Annotated in this window: 22 protein-coding genes; 5 read left to right on the forward strand and 17 right to left on the reverse strand. The window is 36.8% G+C overall.

All coding sequences use genetic code 11. The features are described 5' to 3' along the window. Positions 1 to 144: 144 nt before the first annotated feature. The 4 genes from GSM_RS06675 to GSM_RS06690 form a co-directional block, all read right to left on the reverse strand. Positions 145 to 927 (reverse strand): DUF4422 domain-containing protein, encoded by a 783-nt coding sequence (locus GSM_RS06675; protein ID WP_010077948.1) that lies wholly within the window; start codon positions 925 to 927, stop codon positions 145 to 147. Positions 928 to 948: 21 nt separating this feature from the next. Beyond that, complete coding sequence (locus GSM_RS06680) at positions 949 to 1,596, reverse strand: sugar transferase (RefSeq protein ID WP_010077949.1); 648 nt, start codon at positions 1,594 to 1,596, stop codon at positions 949 to 951. A 213-nt stretch (positions 1,597 to 1,809) separates the two neighbouring features. Continuing rightward, the gene (gene thrB / locus GSM_RS06685; RefSeq protein ID WP_010077950.1) at positions 1,810 to 2,685 is read right to left on the reverse strand and encodes a homoserine kinase; all 876 of its coding nucleotides are present in this window, start codon (positions 2,683 to 2,685) and stop codon (positions 1,810 to 1,812) included. Between the two features lie 25 nt (positions 2,686 to 2,710). Beyond that, on the reverse strand, positions 2,711 to 3,994 hold the full coding sequence (locus GSM_RS06690; RefSeq protein ID WP_010077951.1) for a homoserine dehydrogenase: 1,284 nt from the start codon (positions 3,992 to 3,994) through the stop codon (positions 2,711 to 2,713). A 208-nt stretch (positions 3,995 to 4,202) separates the two neighbouring features. Between GSM_RS06690 and thrC the strand changes: the two genes are divergently transcribed. Together thrC and GSM_RS06700 are read left to right on the forward strand one after the other, a co-directional pair. Then, positions 4,203 to 5,702 (forward strand): threonine synthase, encoded by a 1,500-nt coding sequence (thrC, locus tag GSM_RS06695; protein WP_010077952.1) that lies wholly within the window; start codon positions 4,203 to 4,205, stop codon positions 5,700 to 5,702. Positions 5,703 to 5,876: 174 nt separating this feature from the next. Further along, positions 5,877 to 6,329, forward strand: coding sequence for an Lrp/AsnC family transcriptional regulator (locus tag GSM_RS06700; RefSeq protein ID WP_010077953.1), 453 nt, complete (start codon positions 5,877 to 5,879; stop codon positions 6,327 to 6,329). A gap of 120 nt (positions 6,330 to 6,449) precedes the next feature. Here the strand turns inward: GSM_RS06700 and GSM_RS06705 are convergent, their stop codons facing one another. From GSM_RS06705 to GSM_RS06725, 5 genes are all read right to left on the reverse strand, one after another. After that, a complete protein-coding gene (locus GSM_RS06705) occupies positions 6,450 to 8,399 on the reverse strand; it encodes a PTS fructose transporter subunit IIABC (protein ID WP_010077954.1) in 1,950 nt (649 codons plus the stop codon). A 15-nt stretch (positions 8,400 to 8,414) separates the two neighbouring features. Then, positions 8,415 to 9,332: a 1-phosphofructokinase gene (pfkB, locus tag GSM_RS06710; RefSeq protein WP_010077955.1), complete on the reverse strand. Its 918-nt coding sequence runs from the start codon at positions 9,330 to 9,332 to the stop codon at positions 8,415 to 8,417. Next, positions 9,329 to 10,084 carry a DeoR/GlpR family DNA-binding transcription regulator gene (locus GSM_RS06715; protein WP_010077956.1) on the reverse strand — a complete coding sequence of 252 codons (756 nt, stop codon included), beginning with the start codon at positions 10,082 to 10,084 and terminating at the stop codon, positions 9,329 to 9,331. Before GSM_RS06715 ends, pfkB begins: the two co-directional genes overlap by 4 nt. Positions 10,085 to 10,335: 251 nt before the next feature. Beyond that, the gene (locus GSM_RS06720) at positions 10,336 to 11,679 is read right to left on the reverse strand and encodes a PFL family protein (RefSeq protein ID WP_010077957.1); all 1,344 of its coding nucleotides are present in this window, start codon (positions 11,677 to 11,679) and stop codon (positions 10,336 to 10,338) included. Between the two features lie 18 nt (positions 11,680 to 11,697). Continuing rightward, entirely contained in the window at positions 11,698 to 11,967 is a 270-nt protein-coding gene (locus GSM_RS06725) for an ACT domain-containing protein (RefSeq protein ID WP_010077958.1), read from the reverse strand. 319 nt (positions 11,968 to 12,286) lie between these two features. Between GSM_RS06725 and GSM_RS06730 the strand changes: the two genes are divergently transcribed. Continuing rightward, positions 12,287 to 13,645 (forward strand): DHA2 family efflux MFS transporter permease subunit, encoded by a 1,359-nt coding sequence (locus GSM_RS06730; RefSeq protein WP_010077959.1) that lies wholly within the window; start codon positions 12,287 to 12,289, stop codon positions 13,643 to 13,645. Here the strand turns inward: GSM_RS06730 and GSM_RS06735 are convergent. From GSM_RS06735 to pdhA, 8 genes are all read right to left on the reverse strand, one after another. Further along, positions 13,629 to 14,609, reverse strand: coding sequence for an NAD(P)-dependent oxidoreductase (locus GSM_RS06735; protein ID WP_010077960.1), 981 nt, complete (start codon positions 14,607 to 14,609; stop codon positions 13,629 to 13,631). The two genes, GSM_RS06730 and GSM_RS06735, sit on opposite strands and share 17 nt — an antisense overlap. 176 nt (positions 14,610 to 14,785) lie before the next feature. Beyond that, a complete protein-coding gene (locus tag GSM_RS06740) occupies positions 14,786 to 15,565 on the reverse strand; it encodes an epoxyqueuosine reductase QueH (protein WP_010077961.1) in 780 nt (259 codons plus the stop codon). Between the two features lie 67 nt (positions 15,566 to 15,632). Next, positions 15,633 to 16,772 (reverse strand): SGNH/GDSL hydrolase family protein, encoded by a 1,140-nt coding sequence (locus tag GSM_RS06745; protein ID WP_010077962.1) that lies wholly within the window; start codon positions 16,770 to 16,772, stop codon positions 15,633 to 15,635. 239 nt (positions 16,773 to 17,011) lie between these two features. Next, entirely contained in the window at positions 17,012 to 18,025 is a 1,014-nt protein-coding gene (gene lplA / locus GSM_RS06750; protein ID WP_010077963.1) for a lipoate--protein ligase, read from the reverse strand. 12 nt (positions 18,026 to 18,037) lie between these two features. Continuing rightward, the gene (gene lpdA / locus GSM_RS06755; protein WP_010077964.1) at positions 18,038 to 19,444 is read right to left on the reverse strand and encodes a dihydrolipoyl dehydrogenase; all 1,407 of its coding nucleotides are present in this window, start codon (positions 19,442 to 19,444) and stop codon (positions 18,038 to 18,040) included. A 4-nt stretch (positions 19,445 to 19,448) separates the two neighbouring features. Beyond that, positions 19,449 to 20,774 carry a 2-oxo acid dehydrogenase subunit E2 gene (locus tag GSM_RS06760; protein ID WP_010077965.1) on the reverse strand — a complete coding sequence of 442 codons (1,326 nt, stop codon included), beginning with the start codon at positions 20,772 to 20,774 and terminating at the stop codon, positions 19,449 to 19,451. A gap of 11 nt (positions 20,775 to 20,785) precedes the next feature. Beyond that, positions 20,786 to 21,763 carry an alpha-ketoacid dehydrogenase subunit beta gene (locus GSM_RS06765; protein WP_010077966.1) on the reverse strand — a complete coding sequence of 326 codons (978 nt, stop codon included), beginning with the start codon at positions 21,761 to 21,763 and terminating at the stop codon, positions 20,786 to 20,788. 2 nt (positions 21,764 to 21,765) lie between these two features. Continuing rightward, positions 21,766 to 22,866 (reverse strand): pyruvate dehydrogenase (acetyl-transferring) E1 component subunit alpha, encoded by a 1,101-nt coding sequence (gene pdhA / locus GSM_RS06770; protein ID WP_010077967.1) that lies wholly within the window; start codon positions 22,864 to 22,866, stop codon positions 21,766 to 21,768. Positions 22,867 to 23,208: 342 nt separating this feature from the next. Here pdhA and GSM_RS06775 point away from each other — a divergent pair, with 342 nt between their 5' ends. Both GSM_RS06775 and GSM_RS14090 read left to right on the forward strand, forming a co-directional pair. Then, positions 23,209 to 23,442, forward strand: coding sequence for a hypothetical protein (locus tag GSM_RS06775; RefSeq protein ID WP_010077968.1), 234 nt, complete (start codon positions 23,209 to 23,211; stop codon positions 23,440 to 23,442). A gap of 578 nt (positions 23,443 to 24,020) precedes the next feature. Next, complete coding sequence (locus tag GSM_RS14090) at positions 24,021 to 24,224, forward strand: hypothetical protein (protein WP_010077970.1); 204 nt, start codon at positions 24,021 to 24,023, stop codon at positions 24,222 to 24,224. Positions 24,225 to 26,101: the final 1,877 nt, after the last annotated feature.

A 26,101-nucleotide genomic window follows, 5' to 3' on the forward strand; every position in this document is an offset into this window, starting at 1 on the left:
ACTGTGCTAAAGGGTTGGATCAAATTGATCTGACCTTTTTTTGTAGGTCAAAAAAAGAAGCTGTGTCAAAAGTTAACCACTGACACGGCTCCTCTATTCATTTCTTATTCCGAATAAACGTGTTCCACAAAAAAGTTGCTACTATCAGACTGCCTTTTTACTTAATCCCATTTTTCTTAGAAAAAATAACCCAATTTTGCGAACCCAATTTTGTTTTCCTATAAAGAGAACAGGTAATTCTGCATATTTTATTTGATTCTTCTCAAACCAAACGTCTAATAAGATTTCACTGATAAACCCAAAAATTCTTTTTTCGTAATCAGAGTACTCCGAAATATCAACTCTTTTTTCTACCTCGGGCAGTATATCAAATAACCATTCTGTATAACTGTCAAACACTTCACTTTTAGCAATCATCATGTTAAACATATGAACGGCTTTTCTGTTAACTACCTCTTCAAAAGAGGGAATATACTCAGGATAACGTTCACCTATAACCTCTTTTGCAACCTCAAGCCCCTCTATATGGTGTGCATGCTCATAATGAGACCATGATGTTTCAATATAATAGTTTCTTTTACGTGGTAAAATTGCGTCATTTTCTTCTAATAAATCTGCAATTTTATTACTCGTAAGAATTTCATTGAATTTTTCCGCAGGTGTTTTAAAAAATGCTGCTTTCCCATTAGAAAAATATCTACGATAATGTACAAGTCCCTTCACATCAGCGATCCTATTTTTCCATGCCCAATATTGAACGGTTAACTCACAATAATTGGGGTTCTTTGCAGAGATATTTACACCCGTATTATCTCTTTCAAATCCCTTAAAGTTTTCTGTATTTTTACCAACTTGTACCGGTATATAAACCTTTTCACTTGGCATCTTCACATTTTTGTGACTAACCACATAAATCTCAGTCTTCATTAAGTCCTACTTTCCTGCTGCTTAAAACGCTCCATCAGCCTTAAAAATTGCAACAATATTTTTCAACAATATTTTTAAGTCGAACAAAAAACAAGCATGATCTACATAGTAAAGTTCATACTCACATCTCTCAGGATATTCAATATTACTTCTACCAGAAGCCTGCCAGTAACCCATTGCTCCCGGAGTAACAGATAAAAACTTATCCACTCTGTCACCGTATTCTTTTAATTCCTCTTCGATAATGGGACGTGGACCAATTAGACTCATATCACCTTTGAATATGTTGATAAACTGGGGCAGTTCGTCAATAGATGTTTTTCTTAAGAAATGGCCTAATTTTGTTATCCTTGGATCCTTATCAGGTGGTAGTTTGTAGCTGTTAGCAACATATAATTTATATAATTCTGCATCATTTTTCAGTACATCTGCTGCACCCACAACCATTGACCTGAACTTATAAATATAAAACTTATTTTTATTTTTCCCTACACGTTCCTGTTTATAAAATAATGGGCCCTTATTCTTTCCAAAGCTATATATGATTACCATCGTTATAAATATTGGTATCATTACGATCAAGGCTACACTCGAAATGAGAATGTCTATAACACGCTTGAAAAATAAATAAGTCTTATTTTGACCCTTAAACCCTATTTCGCGAGTCATTAATTTCTCCTCTATATAATACAAAATGTAAACTTTATTTTACCATATTGAGATAAAATATACATAACATACAGTATAATACTACCACAGAATATACGCAATTTTATAAAAATAATCTTTAAAATATCATAAGTATGTTATCAAATTAACTACACAAAAAAACTAGAATTGCAAACTTACAAAATTGCAAGTCAATTCTAGGATTATTTATATCTATTTTAGAAACTTTGTCTCGCATCCCACATCGTCTACTTTCATAACAAAAAACTTTCCGGTAACAAATCTCTTCGATAATTCTTTTGCTACTAGTGTGGCGTCTTTCTCCTGAGCAATCATCATAACTGTTGGTCCTGCTCCACTCAAATAAGTACCATATACTCCGAGCGGGTGAGCTAACTTTCTAATGTCCTTTAAATACGGGACCAATTTTTCACGGTAACGTTCATGGAATCTGTCAGCTTCGATCATTTTACCTGCTTTAGCCAACTCTCCTGCCATTAAAGCTGCAACTAATGTATTACCCACGCTACTTCCCTCTATCGCTGTCTTGAAAGGAAGTGTGTCCGGAAGCACCTCTCTACTTTCTTTCGTTAATAAAGACTCCTCTGGCACATACGCAACAAATCTCAGTTCAGGCAACTTGGCAACTACACTTGTCACACTGTTTCCATTATATGATGACACGACTAAATTCCCAAAAATAGCTGGTGCAACATTATCAGGATGGCCTTCGATTTTAGTCGCAATTTCCAATTTTTGTTGCTTTGTCAGCTTTAAGTTGGCAAGCTTATCAGCAATCTCAATCCCAGCTACTATCGCAGAAGAACTACTCCCGAGGCCCCGAGCCAATGGTATATCTGAGTTTACGATCACTTTATGCGGTCGAATCGTAGGAGCAACCTTTAATGCGGTGCTAATTATCAGATTGCGTTCATCGTGATAAACTTTTCCCATATTATGTTCTACAATCCAAGTTTTACTTTCTCCCAAAACCTTTACTGTAAGATAAAGATCGACTGCGACACCAATCGAATCAAATCCTGGGCCAAGATTTGCACTTGTTGCTGGCACTCTGAGTTCAAATTGCATTTATCTTTCCAACCTTTGCTTATAATTATTCTGACAAAATTCTGTATGAAGCGATAACTTCGATTTCTTCTAGATTGTCAATACCCTCAATAATCTCTTTAATTTGTTGTTCAGACATCTCATGAGTTGTCATAACAACACGAGCATTAACGTCATCATATTCACTTTGAATGATTAAATGAAAACTTGCATTAAGTTCTGTCATAACCTCAGTGATTTTTAGCATTTGACCTGGACGATCTCTAACCTTTAGTGAAATATAGTAAGGATACTTAACTTCATCGGGCAAAGCCTGCTTACCTTCGCGTGAAAAATCATTGAAACGATTACCTGTCGTTTCCAAAACAATATCTTTTGTCACAGCAATTATGTCACTTAGTACACTATTGGCCGTCGGCAATTCTCCTGCTCCAGGTCCATAGAACATGGTTTCTCCTACCGCTGCTCCCGTGACCAAAACTGCATTATTTTCATTTTGCACAGCCGACAATGGCTGTGTCTCAGGGACAAGCACTGGGCCTACAGCAACGCTAATCCTATCATTAACCAACTTAGCTATCCCTAACAGCTTAATGTTGTAACCTAACCCTTTTGCCTGCTTGATATCTTCCAAATCAATTCCGTTTATGCCTTTAACCTCAATATCATCTAGTGCAACATTGATTCCGAAGGCAAATTGTGTCAAAATGATCATCTTATATGCAGCATCAATTCCCTCAATATCATTCGTTGGATCTGGTTCCGCAAATCCGAGTTCTTGAGCTGATTTCAGAGCCTCTGTAAACGACATATTATTCTGACTCATTTTTGTCAAAATATAATTTGTAGTACCATTTACAATTCCTTTTACTTCTATAATACGGTCGGCAGCAAAAGAATTAACAATTGTTCGTAAAATTGGAATACCACCTGCAACACTCGCTTCGTAAAACAGATCGCATTTATTTTGATCAGCAAGTTCTGCTAATTCTGATCCATATGTTGCAATCAAGTCTTTGTTAGCTGTAATAATATGTTTCCCGGCCCTTAACAATAATTCAATGTATTTTTTTGCCGTTGCAACAGTCCCCATAACTTCAACAACAATGTTAATTTCGTTATCATTAATTAATTCATTAATATCATCAGTCATCTTGATACCAGTTAAATCAATATCCCGCTTTTTTTCAAGATTGTGTACAACCACTGTTTTAACCACAAGTTTCCTACCAGTGATGCTAGATATTTTATGCTCATGATCCTTCAACAATCTGACAACACCACTTCCGACTGTTCCTAACCCTAAAACACCAATATTAACGACTTGCATATCGTATCCTCCACTTTGTTTATTGCAACTATTCTATCATAAAAATCTAATATTTAGAGCAAATAATCAAAATTAAGTTTTCATTACATGGTTTTCGATCATTTGCTTTTCGAATTGCTTCACCTATATACTGTTATCAATTATCTATTTATGGTATTCTTCATATATAAATGAGAAACTTCTAACAAGCAAAAGGAGAGAACAGTTCATGTCCTTACTATATCGTAGTACTAGGGATTTAAATGCAAACACTATTCCTGCATCTGAAGCAATACTAAAAGGATTGAGTGCTGATGGTGGTTTATATGTACCAACAAGTATCCCCAAAATCGACTTTGATTTATCCGAACTACCCGCTTTCTCGTACAAAGAACTAGCATTTCGTATTCTCCGATTATTTTACACTGACTTTTCTGAAAATGAATTGCGAAAATGTATAGAGAATGCTTATGGAGACAGCTTTGATACAAATCTTATTGCGCCACTGTCTTTTCACGATGGGAATGGATATCTTGAGTTATTCCATGGACCAACGATTGCTTTCAAAGATATTGCATTGCAGCTGCTTCCCCACTTGATGACAACTGCAGCAAAGAAAAATCATTTACAAAATGACATTGTAATTTTAACCGCAACCTCGGGTGATACTGGTAAAGCCGCAATGGAGGGCTTTACTGACGTTGATGGTACAAAAATCATCGTTTTCTATCCTAAAGATGGTGTGAGCTTTATTCAGGAACAGCAAATGTTGACCCAGAAAGGAAAAAATACTTTTGTCTTTGCTGTTGATGGCAATTTCGATGTTGCTCAGACAAATGTTAAAAAGCTGCTTAACAATGATAAGCTTTCCCAAGAATTGGCAAATAATAATTATCAATTTTCTTCTGCCAATTCAATCAATATCGGTCGCCTATTTCCCCAGGTCGTTTATTATTTCTACGCCTACGCACAAATGGTTAAACAAAAAAAGGTTGCACTAGGTTCCGCTATCAACTTTAGTGTCCCAACTGGAAATTTTGGTGATATTTTAGCTGGTTATTACGCGAAAAAAATGGGTTTACCTATCGATAAGCTTCTTTGTGCATCAAATAAAAATAATGTCTTAACGGAGTTTTTCAATGAGGGAGTGTACGATAAAAATAGGCCTTTTTATGTAACGTCTTCGCCTTCAATGGATATACTAGTATCAAGCAATCTTGAACGACTTCTTTTTTACATTAACAACGAAAATGTGCAAGCAACGATTGAATTAATGGAACAATTAAACGAAACCGGGAAGTACACTATTTCCTCGGAAATAAAAAATTCATTATCAGATTTTTTTGCTGCTTTTGCCAATGAAGATCAAACCGCTAATGAAATTTCGCGAATATACCAACTTGATGGCTCGGTTATTGACCCTCATACGGCTGTAGCATCTTATGTTGCTAAGCTTTATAAAGAAACCCATTCTGATTCAACAACACCAGTAGTCATTGTATCAACCGCCAGTCCTTACAAATTTCCACAATCAGTCTTAGTTGGACTTCATGATCCTGCGGCCTTTGAACCAGGTTTTGCTGCACTAAAAGCACTGAAAAGTAAGAGTCATACTTTATTTCCTAATGCTATTGAACAGCTTCTAAATAATCAAAGTGCGCGCACAAAAAAAATTATCTCATCGGGGGACATGAAAAAGGCTGTTAAAGGTATCCTTTTTAGAAAATAGACTTTTACTATTTATTGCATTAGGTATTTATCTAAAAACACTATAATCACTATTTATTTATTGTCTTTATTCGCTTTTTGACATGTTTTTATTGTTTTTCTACTTTTTAATACGTGTTTAAATTAAGATAATATGTTATATTAGGTTACATAGGATCGTTTGGAGGGATTTTTAATGGATGAAATTGATTTAAAGATTGTATCAACATTACAAAAAGATGCCCGTATTTCCTTGAAAAAGCTGGCTGATATTTGTTTTATTTCCGCACCGGCAGTCTCAACTCGCTTAACACATCTTGAAGAGCGCGGTATCATCAAAAATTATCAGACTTCTATTGATTACAAAATTCTTGGGTACCCAATTAAAGCATATGTTAGCTTAAGACTTTCACCTAAAGATAAAGATGACTTTTATCCATATATAAAATCTGTTGGTAATGTTATTTCTTGTGATTGTGTAACTGGTAGCTATTCTCAAATTATTACTTGTTACTTCAAATCCACCAGAGCTCTTGATAATTTTATCAATGATATCCAGCGCTTTGGCGAAACAAAGACTCAGATAGTATTTTCGACAAGTGTTATTCAAAGGCCCTTAGAACTTAATCCAGGAGAAGTTTATTTTTAGTTCACATTTACTTACACGTTCAATATATAGCCTGGACACATATTCCATAAGCATTTAGATTATACAAAAAAGGATACAGGTCAAAATTTAAACTTTGACCTGTATCCTTTTTATATATATTTAGTTATTTACTCTTTCTTTTTTCCAAATTCCCAATACAACACCAGCAATGATTGCGCCAATTACAACGGCTGCAATATAACCAAAAGCATTAGTGGCCAACGGTGTTACCCATAAACCACCATGAGGTGCTGGAACACTTACATGCCAAAACTGTGTTAACCCGCCAGCAATTGCAGCTCCCAACACACTTGAACCAATAACATGCAATGGATCAGCTGTTGCAAACGGAATTGCACCTTCAGTTATAAATGAAAAACCGAGTACCCAGTTAGTAATACCTGCTTTTCGCTCATCATCAGTAAATTTCTTTGGCCAGAATGCTGTTGCAATAGCTGTTGCAAATGGAGGAACCATACCACCAGCCATTACAGCGGCCATCAAATCACCATTTTTAGTTGCCGTAAATGCACCAACAGCGAAAACATACGCAGCTTTGTTGAATGGGCCACCCATATCAATAGACATCATACCACCTAAAACCAACCCAAGTAATACAGCGTTACCTGTTCCCATGTGATTCAAGAATGTTGTTAACCATGTATTAACAACTGCAAAAATTGGATTTACAATAAAGAACATCAAAAGAGCAACTAAAAGTAAACCAACAATTGGATAAAGAAGCATCGGTTTCATACCTTCAAGTGATTTAGGCAACTTGGAGAATAAATGTTTCAGGAAAATAGTTAAGTAACCAGCAATGAAACCGGCTGCTATACCTCCCAAAAATCCACCAGCACTCTTTGCATTTGCTATAACGTTAGCAGTATATACACCACCAAAGGAACCACTATAAACAGTTGCCATGAATCCACCAACGAAACCAGGCATCAATGCTGGGCGATCACCAATTGATTCGGCAATATATCCTGCTAACACTGGGATCATAAATGCAAAGGCAAGACTTCCTGCGTTGTTCAGGAAAATAAAACCAGTTGACTTAGCTCCGCCGAGATACTGTTCAATAACGAATGACAATGCCATTAAAATACCACCACCAACAACGAAAGGCAGCATATGGGAAACACCATTCATTAAATCCTTATATATTTTGCTTCCGACTGTACCATTTGCGCTGTCATCTTCTTCACTAGAATCTGCATCAGCGTGATAAATCGGTGCATCTTGATTGACTGCTTTATTGATAAGTTCTTCAGACTTCTTAATTCCATCAACAACTGGACGATTAACCAAATGTTTCCCGTCGAAACGAGCCATTTCAACTTTCTTATCAGCTGCAACAATAACACCTGCAGCACGAGAAATCTCATCAGCCGTTAAAAGATGCTTTACACCTTCTGAACCGTTTGTCTCAACTTTGATATCAACACCCATTGCTTCAGCTTGTTTCTTCAGTGCCTCTTCAGCCATGTATGTGTGTGCAATCCCAGTTGGGCAAGCTGTAACAGCTACAATGTATGGACGATCAGATGAAACTGGTGCTTTAGCAGCAGCCTTTTCTTTTTCTGCTTCTGCCTTATCTTTGGCTTCTTTAGCAGCTTGTGCATCTGCAAATAATTGTTGAACTTCATCTGGTGTTTTTGCTTTTTTCAAGCTTGCAACCAAATCTGGATTTATTAAAAGTCCTGAAAGTGTTGCAAGTGCTTGTAAATGAGTATCATTGGCACCTTCCGGAGCAGCAATCATAAAGAACAAATGTACGGGATTACCATCAAGGGCATCATAATCGACACCTTTTTCACTCTTGGCAAACATAACCGTTGCTCTTTGGACTGCTTTGTTCTTGGCATGCGGCATAGCAATTCCGTCACCAATACCTGTCGTCGATTGAGCTTCACGAGCTACAATGTCTTTCTTATAAAGTTCTTCATCATTGATAACACCCGTAACATAGTACTGATGTACCATTTCATCAATAGCTTCTTGCTTCGTCGTTGCCTTTAAATCCATAATCATTGCATCTTTTAATAACAATTCACGAATATCCATTATTACACTCCCTTTTTAATTTTTATAGTCTTCTATTTTAATTTGTGGCAAAATCTCATCAATTTTGGCACGATCTGCTAAATCTTCTGAAAAAGCAGTTGCACTCCCACATGCCAAACCATAGCGGAAACTTTCAAGCGAATTCTTTGTGGCTGCGAATGTTCCCACAAAACCACCTATCATTGAATCGCCGGCACCAACTGAATTAATTACAGTTCCCTTTGGTGCCTTGCTGTAATAAACCTTATCAGGGGTAATCAACAATCCACCGTCACCTGCCATTGAAATCAGCACATGCTTTGCACCTAGATCTAACAATTTTTTACCGTACTTAACAATATCAGGAATTCCATTTAACTTAACACCGAATAATTCAGCTAGCTCATGGTGATTTGGTTTAACAACTAGCGGATGTTCCTTTAATGTTCTCATTAAACTCTCACCAGTCGTATCTATTACAAAGTTTGCACCCTTGTTACGAATTAATTCAATCAATTCAAAGTAAAAATCCTTCGAAAGACTTGGAACCAAACTACCAGATAAAATAACAACATCATTTTCTGTCAATTTATCGAATTGCTTTTTAAATACGGCAACTTCTTCACTGGAAATTTCAGGTCCCTTACCATTTATTTCCGTTTCATCTTGTGCTTTGACCTTCACATTTATGCGGGTATCAGCCGCTATGTGCGTAAACTTTGTTTTCAGATTTTTTGCCTTTAGTGATTCTTCGACAAAATCACCTGTGAACCCACCTAAGAAACCAAGAGCAATATTATCTTGTCCTAATTCTCGGAGAATACGTGAAACATTAATTCCTTTTCCACCTGGAAGCTTTGCGTCATAATCCATACGATTGACTTCACCTAAAGTCAATTCTTTAAGCTGTACAATATAATCAATTGATGGATTAACTGTAACTGTGTAAATCATAATGAAACCTCCTGAATTTCTGTTTGGTTATTATACTGGTCAAAAACCAGCTTTGATAACTTATTGGTAATTATTTTAGCATCTGATACTTCAGCAACTTTAACAAAAGAAAACTGGTCAAATTTTGTACTATCCACTAAGACGAACGACTCTGCCCCTTGCTTTATTGCCGCAAGTTTCACCGCTGCCTCATCAGGATCAGGAGTCGTATATCCGTATTCAAGATGAACCCCATTCATCCCAAGAAATACCTTGTTAAAGCGGTAACGCTGCAACTCCTGAACTGTTTCTACACCAACAATTGCCTTTGTCGTATTTTTCAATTCTCCACCAACCAGAATGGTCCTAATATTTTGATCAGCAAGTGCAGTCGCGTGCAGTATTCCATTGGTAACAACCGTTAACTGTTCCTTTTGTTTCAGAAACTGAATCATAGCCAACGTAGATGTGCCTGCATCAAGGTAAATGACATCTTCGTCTTGAATAAGACTTACTGCCACTTTCGCAATTTGATTTTTTTGTTCAATATTCTGAGAGAACTTACCCCTCATGTCTAATTCCTTTTGTAAGGATTGACGCACCTTAGCGCCACCGTGTACACGAATTAAGATCCCTTTTTCTTCTAATTCTTGCAAATCCCTACGAACTGACGATTCTGAACACTTAACTTCCTTACAAACATCATGCAACTTTACAATTCCATTCTCATGAAGCATTCTCAAAATTACTTGTTGCCGTTCTTCTGCAAGCACTTACATTACCTCCTAAAATATAGTAACATCGACGGTGGAAAAAATCAATCAAAAAAATGCAAAAAAGTGCAAAAAAACGCATTTTCAATCATTTAAATAAGTATTTGTGACTGTTTTTGATTGAAATACTCCTTTTCACTCACTAATTATAAGCCTTACTATCCAAAACATACCATTATTAAGACACAAAAAAAGCAGATTACTGAAAGAAATCAGTGTCATCTGCCAAAATGTTTTCCTACAAAAAATTTTTAATTCTTGAAACTATGAATAGGAGCTGGTATCAATCCGCCTCTAGCTATCATTCGTGTTGAAGAAGCCTTATTGACCCCCATTATAGGAGCATATCCCAATAATCCGCCAAATTCTACCGTCTCTCCAACCTTCTTATTCTGAATTGGTAAAATTCTAACAGCTGTTGTCTTGTTATTGATCATACCTATTGCTGCTTCATCTGCGATCATTGCAGAAATTGTGTCTGCTGGTGTATCTCCAGGAATTGCAATCATGTCCAACCCTACAGAACAAACAGCAGTCATAGCTTCAAGCTTTTCAATATTCAATGTCCCAGCGTTAACGGCTGCAATCATTCCAGCATCTTCAGATACAGGAATAAATGCTCCAGACAGCCCCCCAACATGGCTGCAGGCCATAATTCCACCTTTTTTAACTGCATCATTAAGCAAAGCTAAGGCAGCAGTTGTACCATGAGTTCCTACACTTTCGAGTCCAATTTCTTCGAGAATTTGTGCAACAGAATCTCCCACGGCAGGAGTTGGAGCTAATGATAAATCAACGATTCCAAAAGGAACACCTAGGCGCTCTGCTGCGATTGTTCCAACCAATTGCCCCATTCGAGTGACCTTGAATGCTGTCTGCTTAATAGTTTCTGCAACAACATCCATTGACTCGCCCCTAACATTTTCAAGGGCGTGTTTCACAACTCCTGGACCGCTAACCCCGACATTAATAACAGTGTCTCGTTCACCAACACCATGAAAAGCACCGGCCATAAATGGATTATCTTCAACTGCATTGCAGAAGACAACCATTTTTGTATTTGTCATAAAAGAACGCTCTGAAGCATCCTTTATAATCTTACCCATTTCAGCAACAGCATCCATATTGATACCACTACGTGTCGAGCCCACATTAACTGAAGCACAAACCAAGTCTGTCTCATCCAAGACTTGGGGTAGTGACCTAATTAATTTGAGATCTCCTGTTTGATATCCTTTTTGTACAAGTGCAGAGAACCCACCTATGAAATTAACGCCAAGTTCTTTAGCTGCACGATCCAATGTTTGTGCATACTTCAAATAATTTTGATCAGCACTCGCCGCTGCAATAATTGAAATTGGGGTCACAGAGATTCGCTTATTGATAATCGGAATACCATATTCTGCCTCAATTTGTTCTCCAACCTTGACTAAATTCTTAGCCTTTGTCATTATCTTGTTGTAAATGCGGTCACAAGCTCTTGTGCTGTCGCTGTCAATACAATCAAGCAACGAAATTCCCATTGTAATAGTACGGACATCAAGATTTTCGTCAGAAATCATGTGGATTGTTTCAATAATCTTCTCGGTTTCCATCTTTAATTAAATATCCTCCTATAGTTGATGCATTGCATGATAAATTTCTTCACGCCTGATTTTAATTTCAACACCCAATTTCTTCCCTATTCCACCAAGTTCTTCTGAAAGAGCGGTAAAATCTGCTTTTTCATCGTTTATCTCTACCATCATCATCATTGTAAAATAACCGTCCATAATAGTTTGAGAAACATCAAGTATATTAATTTTCTTTTCAGCTAAAAATTGGCTAACGCCAGCGATAATTCCTACTTGATCTTTACCAATTGTAGTCAGAATTGCTTTCATTACAGCACCTCATTTGATTTATTAGACTTATTTTCCCAAGTATATCCTTTTATACCATGTTCTGCAACGTTACTAATGTGTAGTATTCGTCTTTTAGATACCATTTTAAAAAATATCTGCTTCAAGACAAATTTTAGTAAACAAAAATAATCTAAAGACGAATATTATTGTTTAATTTGACACTATTTTATCTGATAGAAAAATTTCTTGCTATCATCCAAGATAAACTATAACATTGGATGTTGGAATAATTATTACAATATATGTTATTAGCACAAAATTCAGCACAGATATCTGTTTATATGGAAAGGAATCATTCATGAATACACACATTACGAAAGAAAAAAGAACAATTATCACAATCATTCTACTTCTAGTGACATTTCTCACATTAGCTAGTCAAACAATGATGGTCACTGCTTTACCTGTTATTCAAAAAGTAATGAATGTTTCTTTAAATAATGTTCAGTGGCTGACCACTGGCTATATCTTAATCATTGGAATTGTCACACCACTGTCGTCTAATTTATATGATAAGTACTCCAATAGGCAGTTATTTTTAGTAACAACCGGTATCTTTATTCTTGGTACTATTTTAGGTTCTTTAGCTACCAGTTTTCTTACCTTGTTGATTGCTCGTATTCTTCAAGCATGCGCCGGTGGAATAGTCATGTCCTTCCAGATGACCACCATGGTGACTATCTATCCTCCAGAAAAGAGAGGTACCGTTCTAGGATTGTCTGGCCTGGTAATTGCCTCTGGGCCAGCAATTGGACCAACAATTTCCGGTATTATTTTGCATTTTTTAAATTGGCGCTTTCTTTTTATTCTTGTACTGCCACTTGTTCTTTTGCTTTGGTTGATCGCCTTCTTTTATTTTCCTAATTATTCACAAAAAAAAGATGTCAAAATCGACATCCTATCTGTATTTCTCTCACTCGTTGGAGCAACTTTGTCTCTGGCAAGCCTCACATTGTATGAGCAAAACTATCTACTTGCTGGGCTCATGCTGATTATTGGTATTTTCTTATTAACAATCTTCTACAAGCGCCAATTGCTACTCACTCAACCTGTTCTTAAAGTTCAAATACTCAAAGTCCGCTCTTTCAGTTTGCTGACAGTGATTGGGCTGCTTGCCTTCATGGTACTCATTGGCACAGAACAGATTATTCCAATTTTTGTGGAAAATGTTCAGGGATTGAACAGCATGCAAGCTGGTTTCATTCTGTTACCTGGCGCAGTTTTAAACGCACTCTTTGCAGCACTAGCAGGTCGCTACTACGATAGCCATGGTCCTAAGCATCTATTATACATGGGTGTCTTATTAATGCTGATTGCGACGATTCCATTGGTCTCGTTGACAGAAACAACACCTACTTGGCTGATAACCTCCGCCTACCTTGTTCGAATGATTGGCAATTCATTAGTCTTTGCACCGGCAATGTCAGAAGCCTTCAAAGATATCATTCTAACAGATATTAGTCACGCATCGGCTCTGAATAATACTTTCCGACAAGTTGCTGCTGCTGTATCGACGACCATAATGATTGTAATTGCGGATATACCCAGCTCATTTACACTTGGTACGCGCCTATCAATTTGGTTCACAGTCGTACTTCTACTCTTAATGCTATATATTATAAAAATTTATTTGAAAACTGCTAGTCAACAAAATTAAAGACTTTTTCACTTTGGCCCTCAAAAAAAGATGTTACATTTTGACAAGATATTCGCTGTAGAGATGCCATTGAATCCTGTGAGTAAAAAGCTGTATGTGGAGAAATTATTATATTATTCCTCTGCAGCAAAGGATTATTGACTAAATCAGGTGTCTCACTTTCTAACACATCAAGTGCAGCACCTCGAATTATACCATTGTCAATTGCCATTAAAAGTCCTGTTTCATCAACTGTTTCACCTCTTGAAACATTGATGAAGTAAGGCTTTTTTTGCGCCATTTTTTTGAAAATATCAATGTTAAAAAAGTGATAGTTTTCAGATGTTGCTCTCATATGGTTAGATACAATATCAGCCATCGTCAACAGTTCATTCGCAGTTACAAATTTTATACCATCTTTTATTGTTCCAGCACCCATATGTCCACTGTATGCTATTACTTGCATTCCCAAGGCACTTGCCATCTTAGCAACCGCTGCACCAATTCGACCATAGCCAAAGATTCCTAAAGTCATTCGTGAAAGCCTAGGTTGAGCCATAAAAGCGTCGTACTCCCATCGATGCTCTTCACTCACAAGTTTGTCGTATTGTTTCAATCTTTTTACTAATGCAAGCATTAACGAAATTGTAAATTCAGCAACATCCTGCGTACAGTACTCTCCGATTGCACAGACTCTGACTCTTCTTTTCTGTGCCAACTGCAAGTCAATTTTTTCATAGCCAACTGCACTAACAGATATTAGTTTTAATTTTGGTGCTGCATCAAGTATTTTCTTATTGATTGGTAAAAAAGCCGTAATCAGCGCATCAGTATCCTTAAGTTCTTTAAAAAAGGCTGATTGTTCTTTCAAATCATAGGGTTGTGTCACAACTATCCAGTCTGGATGATTCTTTTTTAACAATTTTATCTCGACCGCATTATCCTTTTGCATTATTTCTTTAAAGTCAGAAATCATCACTTTCATTTGAACACCCCTGCTTTTTATCAAATATACATCTTAAAAGCATTCTATCATCGCATTTATACATTTCAAAGCCAAAATATACATTTTCAGAAAAAGCTATATAAAAAAAGAATCTGTCATTTTTTTTGACAGATTCTAAAGTTATAAAGCCTTTTTTGTTCGAAAAAAACAACTATCTACTTTAAAGTTTGATTTTCTTTTTCTTGATATACAAATTTAATATCTGCAAACTCTTTTGCTGCATCCTTACCCTTTAAATATGCCAAAGCTTCTCTTCTCGTCTTTGACAAATCAATTCCCTGAGCTTTTGCAGCAAAAATACAACCGCAATAACATTGGCGATAAACGTCGTATTCTCGGCACATTTCCACAGAACGCCGATAGCCATTATTTTTCTTAAAATCGCTAGGTAAATACATAGTATTATAAAAATTTTGAACTTCTATTCCAACACTATTAACTACCTGTGAGTTCTTATGTGGACTAATTGTTAGTGCACTTCCAAAGTAATCAAAGCCTAGTTCCACGGCTTTTGCAGCAACTAAATCCAATCTGTAACTAAAACATGCTCGGCATCTTTGCCCACCTTCTGGTTCTTTTTCAAGCCCCCTGACTGCCAAAAAGTACTCTTGCGGTTCGTATGGCGCTGCAATAAACTGCACATTATTGCCAGTTCTTTGGTTAAAATCGCTAATGAATTTCTGCTGAACATACTCTCTTCGCTGGTACTCTGCTCGCGGATGAATGTTCGAATTTGCATAATAGACTGTTACATCAGCATACTGCGTTAAGTACTCTAAAGTATAGGTACTACATGGTGCACAGCAACTATGTAATAAAATTGATGGTCTGTTAGCATTTCTTTGCCAATTTGCAACCATCTTTTGGAGTATCTTATCATAATTAATTTTTTGATTTGGATTCATTTTATCTAAAATTTCATGTAAATCGATCATCGTATAACCTCGTAATAATTTTCTATGCACAGTATACTACTCTTGTGCACACATCACCAAGGTAATATTAGTCTAATGCTACTGCCGCTGCAACTTTTTCAAACATACTCTGTGCAATAATTTCACCCGCTGCCTTATTGACATGCATGTGGTCCCCCAAATCATACTGCTTAAGCAACCGTAAACTATTATCTTCAACTAATTCTGCAGTATTAAGCAATTCATTTTTATATTTCTGCTGGAGAAGTTCGTTTAATTTTATTCTAGTTCTAATATTTTGCTCCACCATCGAAGTGTGAATTTCCCTTGTATGCCCAATTTCAAATGGCGTTACCGTACTTAGCATAAACTGGCTTTTTCCCATTTTTATCTGTTCACAGATGTGCTCAACTTCCGTAAAGAGCTCTTGAACCTTAACAAGTTGTTTTTGTGCCTCTTTGCTAAAGACAGGTAGTATTAAATCATTTAATCCCGCAAACATTAATACCAAACTTGGCTTATTTTGCAATACTTTAGGTAGAGTTTTCCTTGTTTTTACTCCAAATGTTGCAAACAAAGGTTCATCTTGTGGAGCATCATTGAGCATTCTCTGACCAGAGATTCCATAATTCAAAACAACCACCTTGCCTGGAAACTGTTTATACAGCAAAGCCATGAGACTATCACTAATATATCCCATTTCAACTAATGAATCCCCAATTATGGAAATTACTTTTGCTTGATAGTCACTAAGTACTTCTACTTTGCTTAGACAAAACCAGCCTCGTCTAGCATCAATTGTTCGACGCAATGACGGACTTGTGTTAGCCTTTCTGACGATTACCGCATTCGTCATTGATGTGTCATAGGTATTAGCAAAATCCATATATTTTTGGGACCTATTACTAACTAGTTTTAAAAAAATTTTCATCCCTGATTGAATCACAAAATCCAATGAATCGGTAATTATAGTTGTCCCCTTCTTTATAACAACAGCCTTTTTGCCATCAAAACATACCCTGTGTTTCACGTGGAACTTCTCATCTGTACTAAAACTTACTTCATCAAACACAATATCTTTATCACCATATAAATTTGACAACTCAAATCTGACAGCATTGCCACTAACGTTCAAAGTCATTTGAATCATTTCTGTTAATTCAGCCATTTTAAAAGGCAAAGTTGAAAAATCACTGCATTCATGTACCCAAGCAGTTTGCCATTCCATTTTATCCACCTTCTTTTAATCTCTGCTCGCAGCCTATTTTAGGCTAGAATATGTGGGAGTGTGACACAAATTGGTAAAACTTGAGCACCAACATGAAAGTTACAAACATAGTGAGTCTTTGCTGTGCATAGTTAGACAGAGCATTTTGATCATGGAATACGTTTATGCAGAATAAAGAGGCTGGTTCAAAATTTGGCTTTTGACCCAGTCCCTTCATAAATGACTCATAGCCGCTAGTCTTATCCAGCTAGCAAATCAATTATTTCTTGCTCGGGAATACCTTGGAAATATTGATTCAAGTTGCTGTTAAGCAGCCTTGCCTCTAATTCTGACTTACCAAAAATACTACCAGAAAGCTTGGATTCAAGCTCGCTTACATTATTTGTTCCGAAAAAGTCACCGTAAAACTTAATATTTTTGATTTTTCCTTTTTCAACAAAAATACGTGCATCAATCGTACCTCTTGTAAAGTGCTTACGCTTTTTGACAGTAAACTTAGGTGATTTACCGTAGACCCAATCCCAATTACTGTAGTACTGTGCCTCGATTTCATCAATCTTCTTTTCATCTTCTGCTGTCAGTAGGTACTCATTTCCTTTTGCCTGCTCAATACTATCTACTCCTAAAACCTTCGTAATCAACAAATCCCGAAATTCCTCAGTCGTAATATTTTGATACTGTGGTAAAAGATATGGCCGTAAATTTGTAACACGGCTGCGTACCGATTTTATACCCTTAGATTGAATTTTATCTAGAGGCACCGTCAACGTTTTGGCAACCTCTGAAGTATCCACATCTAACATCAACGTTCCATGTGAGAATGTTTTCCCTCCCCGAGTATACATTGCATTTCCAGAAAATTTCTTTCCATCAACCACAATGTCATTGCGTCCCGTCACTTCTGCATCTGTCACGCCCATGTCATGTAAAGCATCAACAATCGGAGAAACCATTTTCTTAAAGTCTCCAAATTCTTGGTTCTTGGAATCAACGATAAAGCTGAAACACAGGTTTCCTAAATCTTGATACATCGCACCACCACCGGAAAGTCTTCTGGTAACAGTCACTCCATGTTCTTTGCAATAACTCTGATTGACTTCCTCAAGGGTATTTTGATTTCTTCCAACAATTACGCAACGGTCCTCAATATAGAATAATACAACCGGTAATTTTAATCTGTCGCTATTCATCAAGTACTGTTCAGTTGCCAGGTTTCGTCGGATATCGAATGTTTTCATTGCTACATATTGCATCAAAGTCATCTCCTAAATATTAATTGGTAGTCCCAGTGCAATATCAGTGGCATCCATGACAGCTTCACTGACACTAGGATGTGGATGAATTGTTAATGAAACATCTTCAATCGTTGCCCCAGTTTCAATTGCCAGTGTCAATTCTGTAATCAAATCACTAGCATTAGGCCCAACAATTTGTGCTCCGACGATTGCCTGACTATCCTTTTCGAACACAAGACGTACAAATCCATTCGTGCTGCTCATTGAGATTGCACGTCCGTTAGCTGCAAACGGGAACTGTGCTTTCTTAACGTCAAGGCCTTGTTCCTTAGCTTCTGCTACTGTCAAACCAGTTGTTGCAATTTCACTATCTGTGTAACAGACAGCTGGCATAGCACGGTAATCTACAATTCCCTTAGAACCAGAGATTGCCTCTGCTGCAATTTTCCCTTCGTAACTAGCTTTATGTGCTAACGCGGCTCCAGGTATAACATCACCAACTGCATAGATATTGTCAATACTTGTTCTACATTGTGCATCAACCTCAATTAGTCCGCGATCCCCGATTTTTACACCAATATGTTCCAAACCTAAATCTGCGGTATTTGGTTTACGTCCCACACAAACAATGCAGTAATCGGCTGCTAATTCCTTTTCTTCGCCATTAACATCAAATTTAATTTTAACCCCCTTATCAGTCTGTTCTGACATTTTTGCGACCGCATTGGTATAAATATCAACATGTTGACCACTAAAATGGTGTTCAACAACTGACACCAAGTCTTTTTCGTAATTGGCTAAAATTCGATCTGCTCCCTCAAGGATAGAAACATGTGCTCCTAAATTTGCATATGCAGAAGCCAGCTCACATCCAATGTAACCTCCACCAACCACTATCAAATTTTTAGGCACTTCTTGAAGTGCTAAGGCTCCGGTTGAGTCCAGAACCCTTCCTTTGAATTTAAAATTAGGAATTTCAATTGGATGACTCCCAGTAGCAATAATCAAATTGTTAAAGCTATATGTCTGGGCAGAATCATCTGTCATCACACGCAAGCTATGATCATCTTTCAAAAAAGCACTACCCCAAATTACATCGATATGGTGCTTCTTGAATAGTCCAGCCACACCACCTGTTAATTTATCAACTACACTTTCTTGTTTCCACTTCTGTGTTTGCTTGAAATCCAGCGTTGCTGCTGTGACACGCAAACCCATTTCAGATGAGTTCATTGCTCTTTGATAACGATGAGCCGCCTCAATCAATGCCTTTGAGGGAATACAACCAACGTTCAAACACACTCCACCAATATATTCTTTCTCAATGACCGTAACTTTTTGTCCCTTTTCTGCTGCTCTAATTGCGGCAACGTAACCACCAGGTCCAGCACCTATCACAACCGTGTCAAGTTCAATTGCAAAATCTCCAACTACCATCTGCTCACCCCTCCATCAATAACAATTCTGGTTCACTCAATAATTCACCTAAACGATTAAGTGCTTTTTGGGCCGTTGCCCCGTCAATAATACGATGATCGAATGAAAGTGAAAGTTTTAACACATAAGCAACTTTGATTTCATCTTCCACCACAACTGCCTCTTTAGTAATCTTACCTAACCCTAGAATTGCAACCTCTGGCCAATTAATAATTGGTGTAAAGAGTCCGCCACCAATTGAGCCGATATTTGTAATCGACATCCCAGTATGTTTCATATCGTTGCTGGTGAGTTTACCATCTTTTGCTTTTTCTGTATTTTCTGTGATTTGTTTTGCTAATCCAAATAAACTCTTTTGATCAGCATTTTTGATATTAGGTACAAATAGACCTCTATCAGTATCCGTTGCAATTCCAACATTGATATAGTCACGATATACAACTTCTTGGTTTTCCATGTCAACATATGAGTTAAAGATTGGGAATTCCTTCATGACAATTGACAATGCCTTAACAACATATGGTAAGAATGTGAGACGGACTTCTCGTTCAGCCGCCATTGTCTTGTACTGTTTACGATGATCCCATAATTTGTCGACCACAACATCATCAAAAACTGTAACATGCGGAATTTCACTAACACTATTCACCATTGCTTTAGCTGTAGCCTTGCGGATTCCAGACATCTTTTCTCTAGTTTCTGGCCATTCTTGACTTGAGATTTGTGAATCTTTGCTTGCAGAACTTATTGCAGTTACACTCTCTGCCTCTTTTGTTTCTGCTGCCTCAGGCTTGTTTCCACCTTGCAAGAATGCATCGACATCCTCTTTAGTGACATGACCGTGGGAACCTGTCCCACTCAAATTTTTGATATCAACGCCTTTTTCCCTAGCATAGACACGTACTGCTGGCATTGCTAAGACAGGCAATGATCTATCGACCTCAGACATTTTAGGAGGAACCGTTTCCGTTTTATCCACTACGCTAGTTTCTGTTGTTGGTACCTTCTCTATTGCAGGAGAAGCTGGTGTCTGTTCAACAGATGTTTGTGGTGCTGCTGTTTCGGCGCCCTCGGTAACATTTCCTGCTCCTTCGACCTCAAACTCAACTAACACTTGCCCAACTTCAGCAGTTTCACCTTCACCTACAAGAATATTCTTAACAGTTCCTGCCACAGGAGAAGGGATTTCTTCAACTGATTTATCATTTTCAATCTCTAATAAGTCATCATCTTCTTTTAGAACATCACCAACTTTTACATACCATTGTGCAACTGTTCCTTCTGAAATTCCTTCACCAATATCTGGCAACTTGAATTGATACGCACCCATTTGCTCGCCTCCTAATATTCTAAAATCTCTTGCGCCTTTTCAACTACATCTTTCTTATTAGGAAGCCAATCACTCTCTGCTTCACTAAATGGATAAGGTGTATTCGGTGCCGTAACACGTCCAATTGGTGCCTTTAAATATAAAATACCCCTTTCAGCAATAAGCGCTGCTACTTGAGAACCTACGCCTGCTTGTTTTGGTGCTTCTTGCACAATTACTGCTCGTCCAGTCTTCTTAACTGACTCCAAAATGGTTTCCTCATCAATTGGCGACACGGTTCTTAAATCTACCACTTCTGCACTAACATTTTGTTTAGCCAATTCATCGCTTGCCTTGACTGCTTCTTGAACCATTGCACCATAAGCAATAATAGTCAGGTCTGTGCCTTCTTTTACGATGTTAGCTTTGTCCAGAGGTACAGTATATTCTTCATCAGGTACTTCTGCTTTGATCGATCGATATAACTTCATATGCTCCAAAAATACAACTGGATCATCGGAACGAATTGCTGAAATTAAGAGCCCTTTGGCATCATATGGATTACTTGGAATAACAACACGTAATCCTGGAATCTGTGCTACCAATCCTTCTAAACTGTCAGCATGTAATTCCGGTGTGTGTACACCCCCACCAAAAGGAGCACGGATTGTAATTGGCATCTCACGTGTTCCACCTAATCGAAAGTGAATCCGCGAAATCTGTCCCGCGATTTGGTCCATTGCTTCAAAGACAAAACCAAAAAATTGAATTTCGGGTACTGGACGAAAACCTTCTAAAGCTAATCCAGCTGAAAGTCCGATAATTCCAGATTCAGCAAGGGGTGTATCAAAAACACGTTCCTCTCCATGCGTTGCCTGAAGATTTTCTGTGGCACGGAAGACCCCACCATTTTTCCCGACATCTTCACCAAAAACAAGGACTTTCTCATCTCTTGCCAGCTCCTGATCTAGCGCGTCAGTTATTGCTTTAATCATTGTCTTGTTCGCCATAATTATTTTGCCTCCTTCTCTTCAAATTTCTCAATTTCCCTTTGAATCTCAGCCGGTGTATCTTTGAAAGTATTCTTCAGATATTCACTAATCTTTTGTTTTGGCATGTTTTCAACTTTATTAATTGCTTCATTAATTTCAGCACGGACCTGCTCAACATAGGCTTCCTCATCTTCTTGTTTCCAGAGACCTTTACTCTCAAGATAGAGTCTCATCCTTACTAGTGGGTCTCTTTTAACCCAAAGATCATCTGTTTCTTTCGTACGATAACGTTTCGGATCATCTCCAGAAAGAGTATGTGGACCATAACGATACGTCAAAGTTTCAATCAGCACTGGGCCATTACCTGCCAGTGCATAGTCACGTGCCTCTTTTGTCACCTCGTAAACAGCCAGTGCATCCATTCCGTCCACTTGAATCCCAGGTATTCCTGCAGCAACAGCTTTTTGAGCTAAAGTTCCAGCAGCAGTTTGCTTACTACGCGGAACAGAGATGGCATAACCATTATTTTGGATAACAAAGATGGCGGGAGCTTGAAATGCACCTGCAAAGTTAATCCCCTCATAAAAATCACCTTGAGATGTTCCACCATCACCAGTATAGGTGTATGCAACATTCTTTTGACCCTTTAATTTAAAACCAAGTGCTACTCCTGCAGCTTGGACGTATTGTGCCCCAATAATAATTTGTGGTGGTAATGCCCGTAATTCAGCTGGGTACTTGTTACCATCAACGTGGCCGCGTGACCATAAGAATGCTTGATATAGAGGCAACCCATGAAGTACAAGCTGCGGAACATCACGATATGCGGGTAAAATAAAATCCTCTTTTTCCATTACGAAATTCGATGCAATCTGGCTTGCCTCTTCACCCGCAGTGGGTGCGTAGAATCCTAGGCGCCCTTGACGATTCAATTTTGTTGAACGCTCATCTAGTGTTCTAGACCAAACCATTTGTTTAAAGAGTTCAACAAGCTCTTCATCACTCAGATCCGGTTTCCAATCAGGTTCCAACAATTTTCCCTCTGTAGATAAGAGCTGTACCGGTTTGAATTCATCATCAAACTTCTTCAATTGTTCAAAATCGATTATTTTTTTTGACATTTCTAGACCTCCTCGTCATTATCAAGCAAAACATTCATTACAAGCATTGTTTACAAAACAACTTATTTCTTCCTCTCTAGAAGCATTTCTGTAAACCGCTTTCATACTTATTTTAACGCCTTTTTTTCAATATTTAAACATTGTGATTACATGAACTTATTATGATATACAAGAACCATTTCTACAACAAATTTGCTACCCTAATTTTCATCAAATTATCATTTTTAAATCTATGGTTGTGATTTCAAACACATACTTTTTCGTAAATTTCTCCTACTAACTCTGTCGTTCCTCTGAAAATTATTTTATTATTAATTTAATTAACCTAAGGGAGGTGTCCATATGTTATGGCTTTGGAAAAATGCATCCCCACTAGTTGCCCTCACAAGTCTTTTTTTCATACCAATATTACTGTTGAATCTTTGGGGACTATCAAGCGGTAGTCATCTCATTTACGGTGTCTTAATAATCATTGATTTTATTTACTTAAATCTCGAATCAATTTTCATTGCAATTTTGGTAAGAAAAAAGCATCTAAAGAAAAATCTAGATGCTGATAGTAAAAAAGATGATTAACATTTTTTAATAAATTTTGCCTATTCTGTGGAGAAATAGACAAATAATTCCTATTTGAAGAGTGAATGTTATCGTATAAATTACCGCAATTTTATCCAGGTTAAGATCAGTAAATAAAAGGTCATGGATGATCCCCTCAATTGGTGTGAGTGTCTGTGCCAGCACCATAGAAACTGTGAAAATCCTTCTTTGAAAATTTTTACTGATATTTATTTACTGATAGGTATATTAAATGTTAAAAAACTAACAGCCCCTGCAAATGTCAGATATGTTAAATACAACAGTATGAACTCCCAAGAAGTTTTTGGAAAAATTAGCAACGGTGTGGAAATAATGAAAACAACAGTTCCACATAATAATGTTTTTTGCAGAAATACAAATATTGTTCCCATCTGCAAAATTACTCAATATGGAAACACATGATTTGCAATCGTTAGTAACATTACATTTAACCTAGGCTCAAGAACATATTAATAGCCCCCAAAGAAAGAACCATTTGTAGCATCTATATAAAATCTGTATTTTCGTTTCATTAATTCTAAAAAGGAACTGCAACTCAGTTTTTATCAAGAACTTTCATGAAAAAAGAATATAAGGCCAATGAACGAAAGACCATTAAGGTTGATCCGTCTGTATATGATTTAATAAAAAGTATGTCTGTCGTTACAGATACGAAGATGTACGATTTAGTTAATCAGATGTGTAAAACCTACTTGGATAACAATGTCTCTCAACGGCAAAAAGAAACAATTTTGCTGATGTTAAAGCAAAATGAAAAATAAAATTCAACAAATAGAAATTGCTTTGTTTTGCGTGTACCTATATCTGTACAACTTAAGCAACTTTGAAAAAAGTGTGGGAGTACTTTTCTATGGTTTATGAAGCATGGTAATAATCATATATGATATTAATTATGATTAGAATCTTTATAACTGATATAACAGCTATCTATAGCAGAATCAACTAACTTATGGTGTAAAGATTATCTTTGCTATAAAAATGAGGATTGTATATTTAATTAGAAGTGCCAGCATAACTATAAAAATAGTTACTGTCAGGGTTATAGTAATTACACCAATAATTAAAAAGGCTAGCTAAACTGTGTTTTTATAACTATTTGGAGAAGTGTACCAAAAATCATAACAATATTTAAAAGCTCAAACGCTTGTAACGAGTTAAATGTTATTTTCTTGATTAATATCGCAATTTTCTGATTAAATTGTAATATCAATCTCTTTTTTCATTACTCAGTGGAAAATCAGGGGTTTTAAATTGATTTCTTAAGGAAAATTCCGTATCACGTTTTTTCAAATATAAATAATACACTGGTAGCAACACCACAGCTCCAATAAAAACCACAAGCAATGCCATCTTTATATAAAAGGAAACTTTAAAAAAATGTGCCTAATAAAATGAACGTTGGGATCATGTTTAAGCCAAGTATTTTTTTCAAAGACTTTGCAGGATGATATGTACCCGCCACAACAAGTGCTTTATCTCCCAAACCAGAAGTATTACATTCATTTTTATACCTGCTTAACTCTTGCTTGAAAATTAATGTTCTTTTTCTTAATTTCTTTCGCACGTTAATCATTTGAAAAAAAAGTATAAAAAAAGAATGGTAAACGCACCCATAAATCCTAGAATGGTAAAAATTAGTTGAGTTGGAGACAACATACACACCCCTTTTTATTATTTTAAATCAGTATAGCAAATAAGTTTAAATTTTGAAAAGTGCCTTCACAGTATGCCCCCTACACCAATATGAAGAGTGTGAAAATTCGTAATGTAAAAGGCCACTACAAATAATCGGTATTGTCAACTTCAGCAATCACGACACCTTTTCTAGTATTGAGGTCTTATTACCAATTTTTCTGGATTAACGGTAACTTTACTAATGTTAATGTCTAGCGTTACCATCAATGGAGCAATATTTCTCCTATTTCTGTACCTGCAAAACATTCATGAATTAAGTGTTATCTAGTCAGGAATCTTTTTGATTTAGGATCTCGATCTGTTAATTACCAGAACTTAAGGCGTAAATTATGACGCATGCCAAGGCCATTAATTATATGGTATTAAAAAAATGACACAACCGTTAAGTTATGGCCTGCTTTTTTGGTTGAAATTTCTGAATCTTTAATTAAAAATGATCCGCTACTACTTCAAGCCAAAAATCTTTTTTGTAATTGTTAAAAAGCTAATCATATATTAAAAACAATGGAACCAACTTCAAAAGTCTATCATGAATTCAATGTAACATTGACGACAGTGTTATATGGATTACAATACTATCTAATCCGTTATTAAGACTACATGGAGGAAAAAATTGGATTATTAGTCGATTCCGCACCAGATATTCCCGCGGAAATAAAGAATCAAGACAAAATATGAACGAAAACAATCGGTAGGAGTGATTGTGGTCAGTGTACTTAAAAATGTATTCTCACTATCTGAAATAGAGCATGGACTATGCCTTATCCTTGTGGATACTTCACCTGCAGAAGGATATAATGACTTTATAAGGATGTTTAATGAACGAGTTCTCAAAAAGCAATAAAAACGCCTTCTATGATCAGTATTAATTTAGAAACCACATCTAGTACTACTCTTGTACAGTATAGTGCGGTTCAATCGGTTTTATTTTGTCTCTTAGCAA

The sequence above is a fragment of the Liquorilactobacillus mali KCTC 3596 = DSM 20444 genome (assembly GCF_000260415.1).
Lineage (GTDB): Bacteria > Bacillota > Bacilli > Lactobacillales > Lactobacillaceae > Liquorilactobacillus > Liquorilactobacillus mali.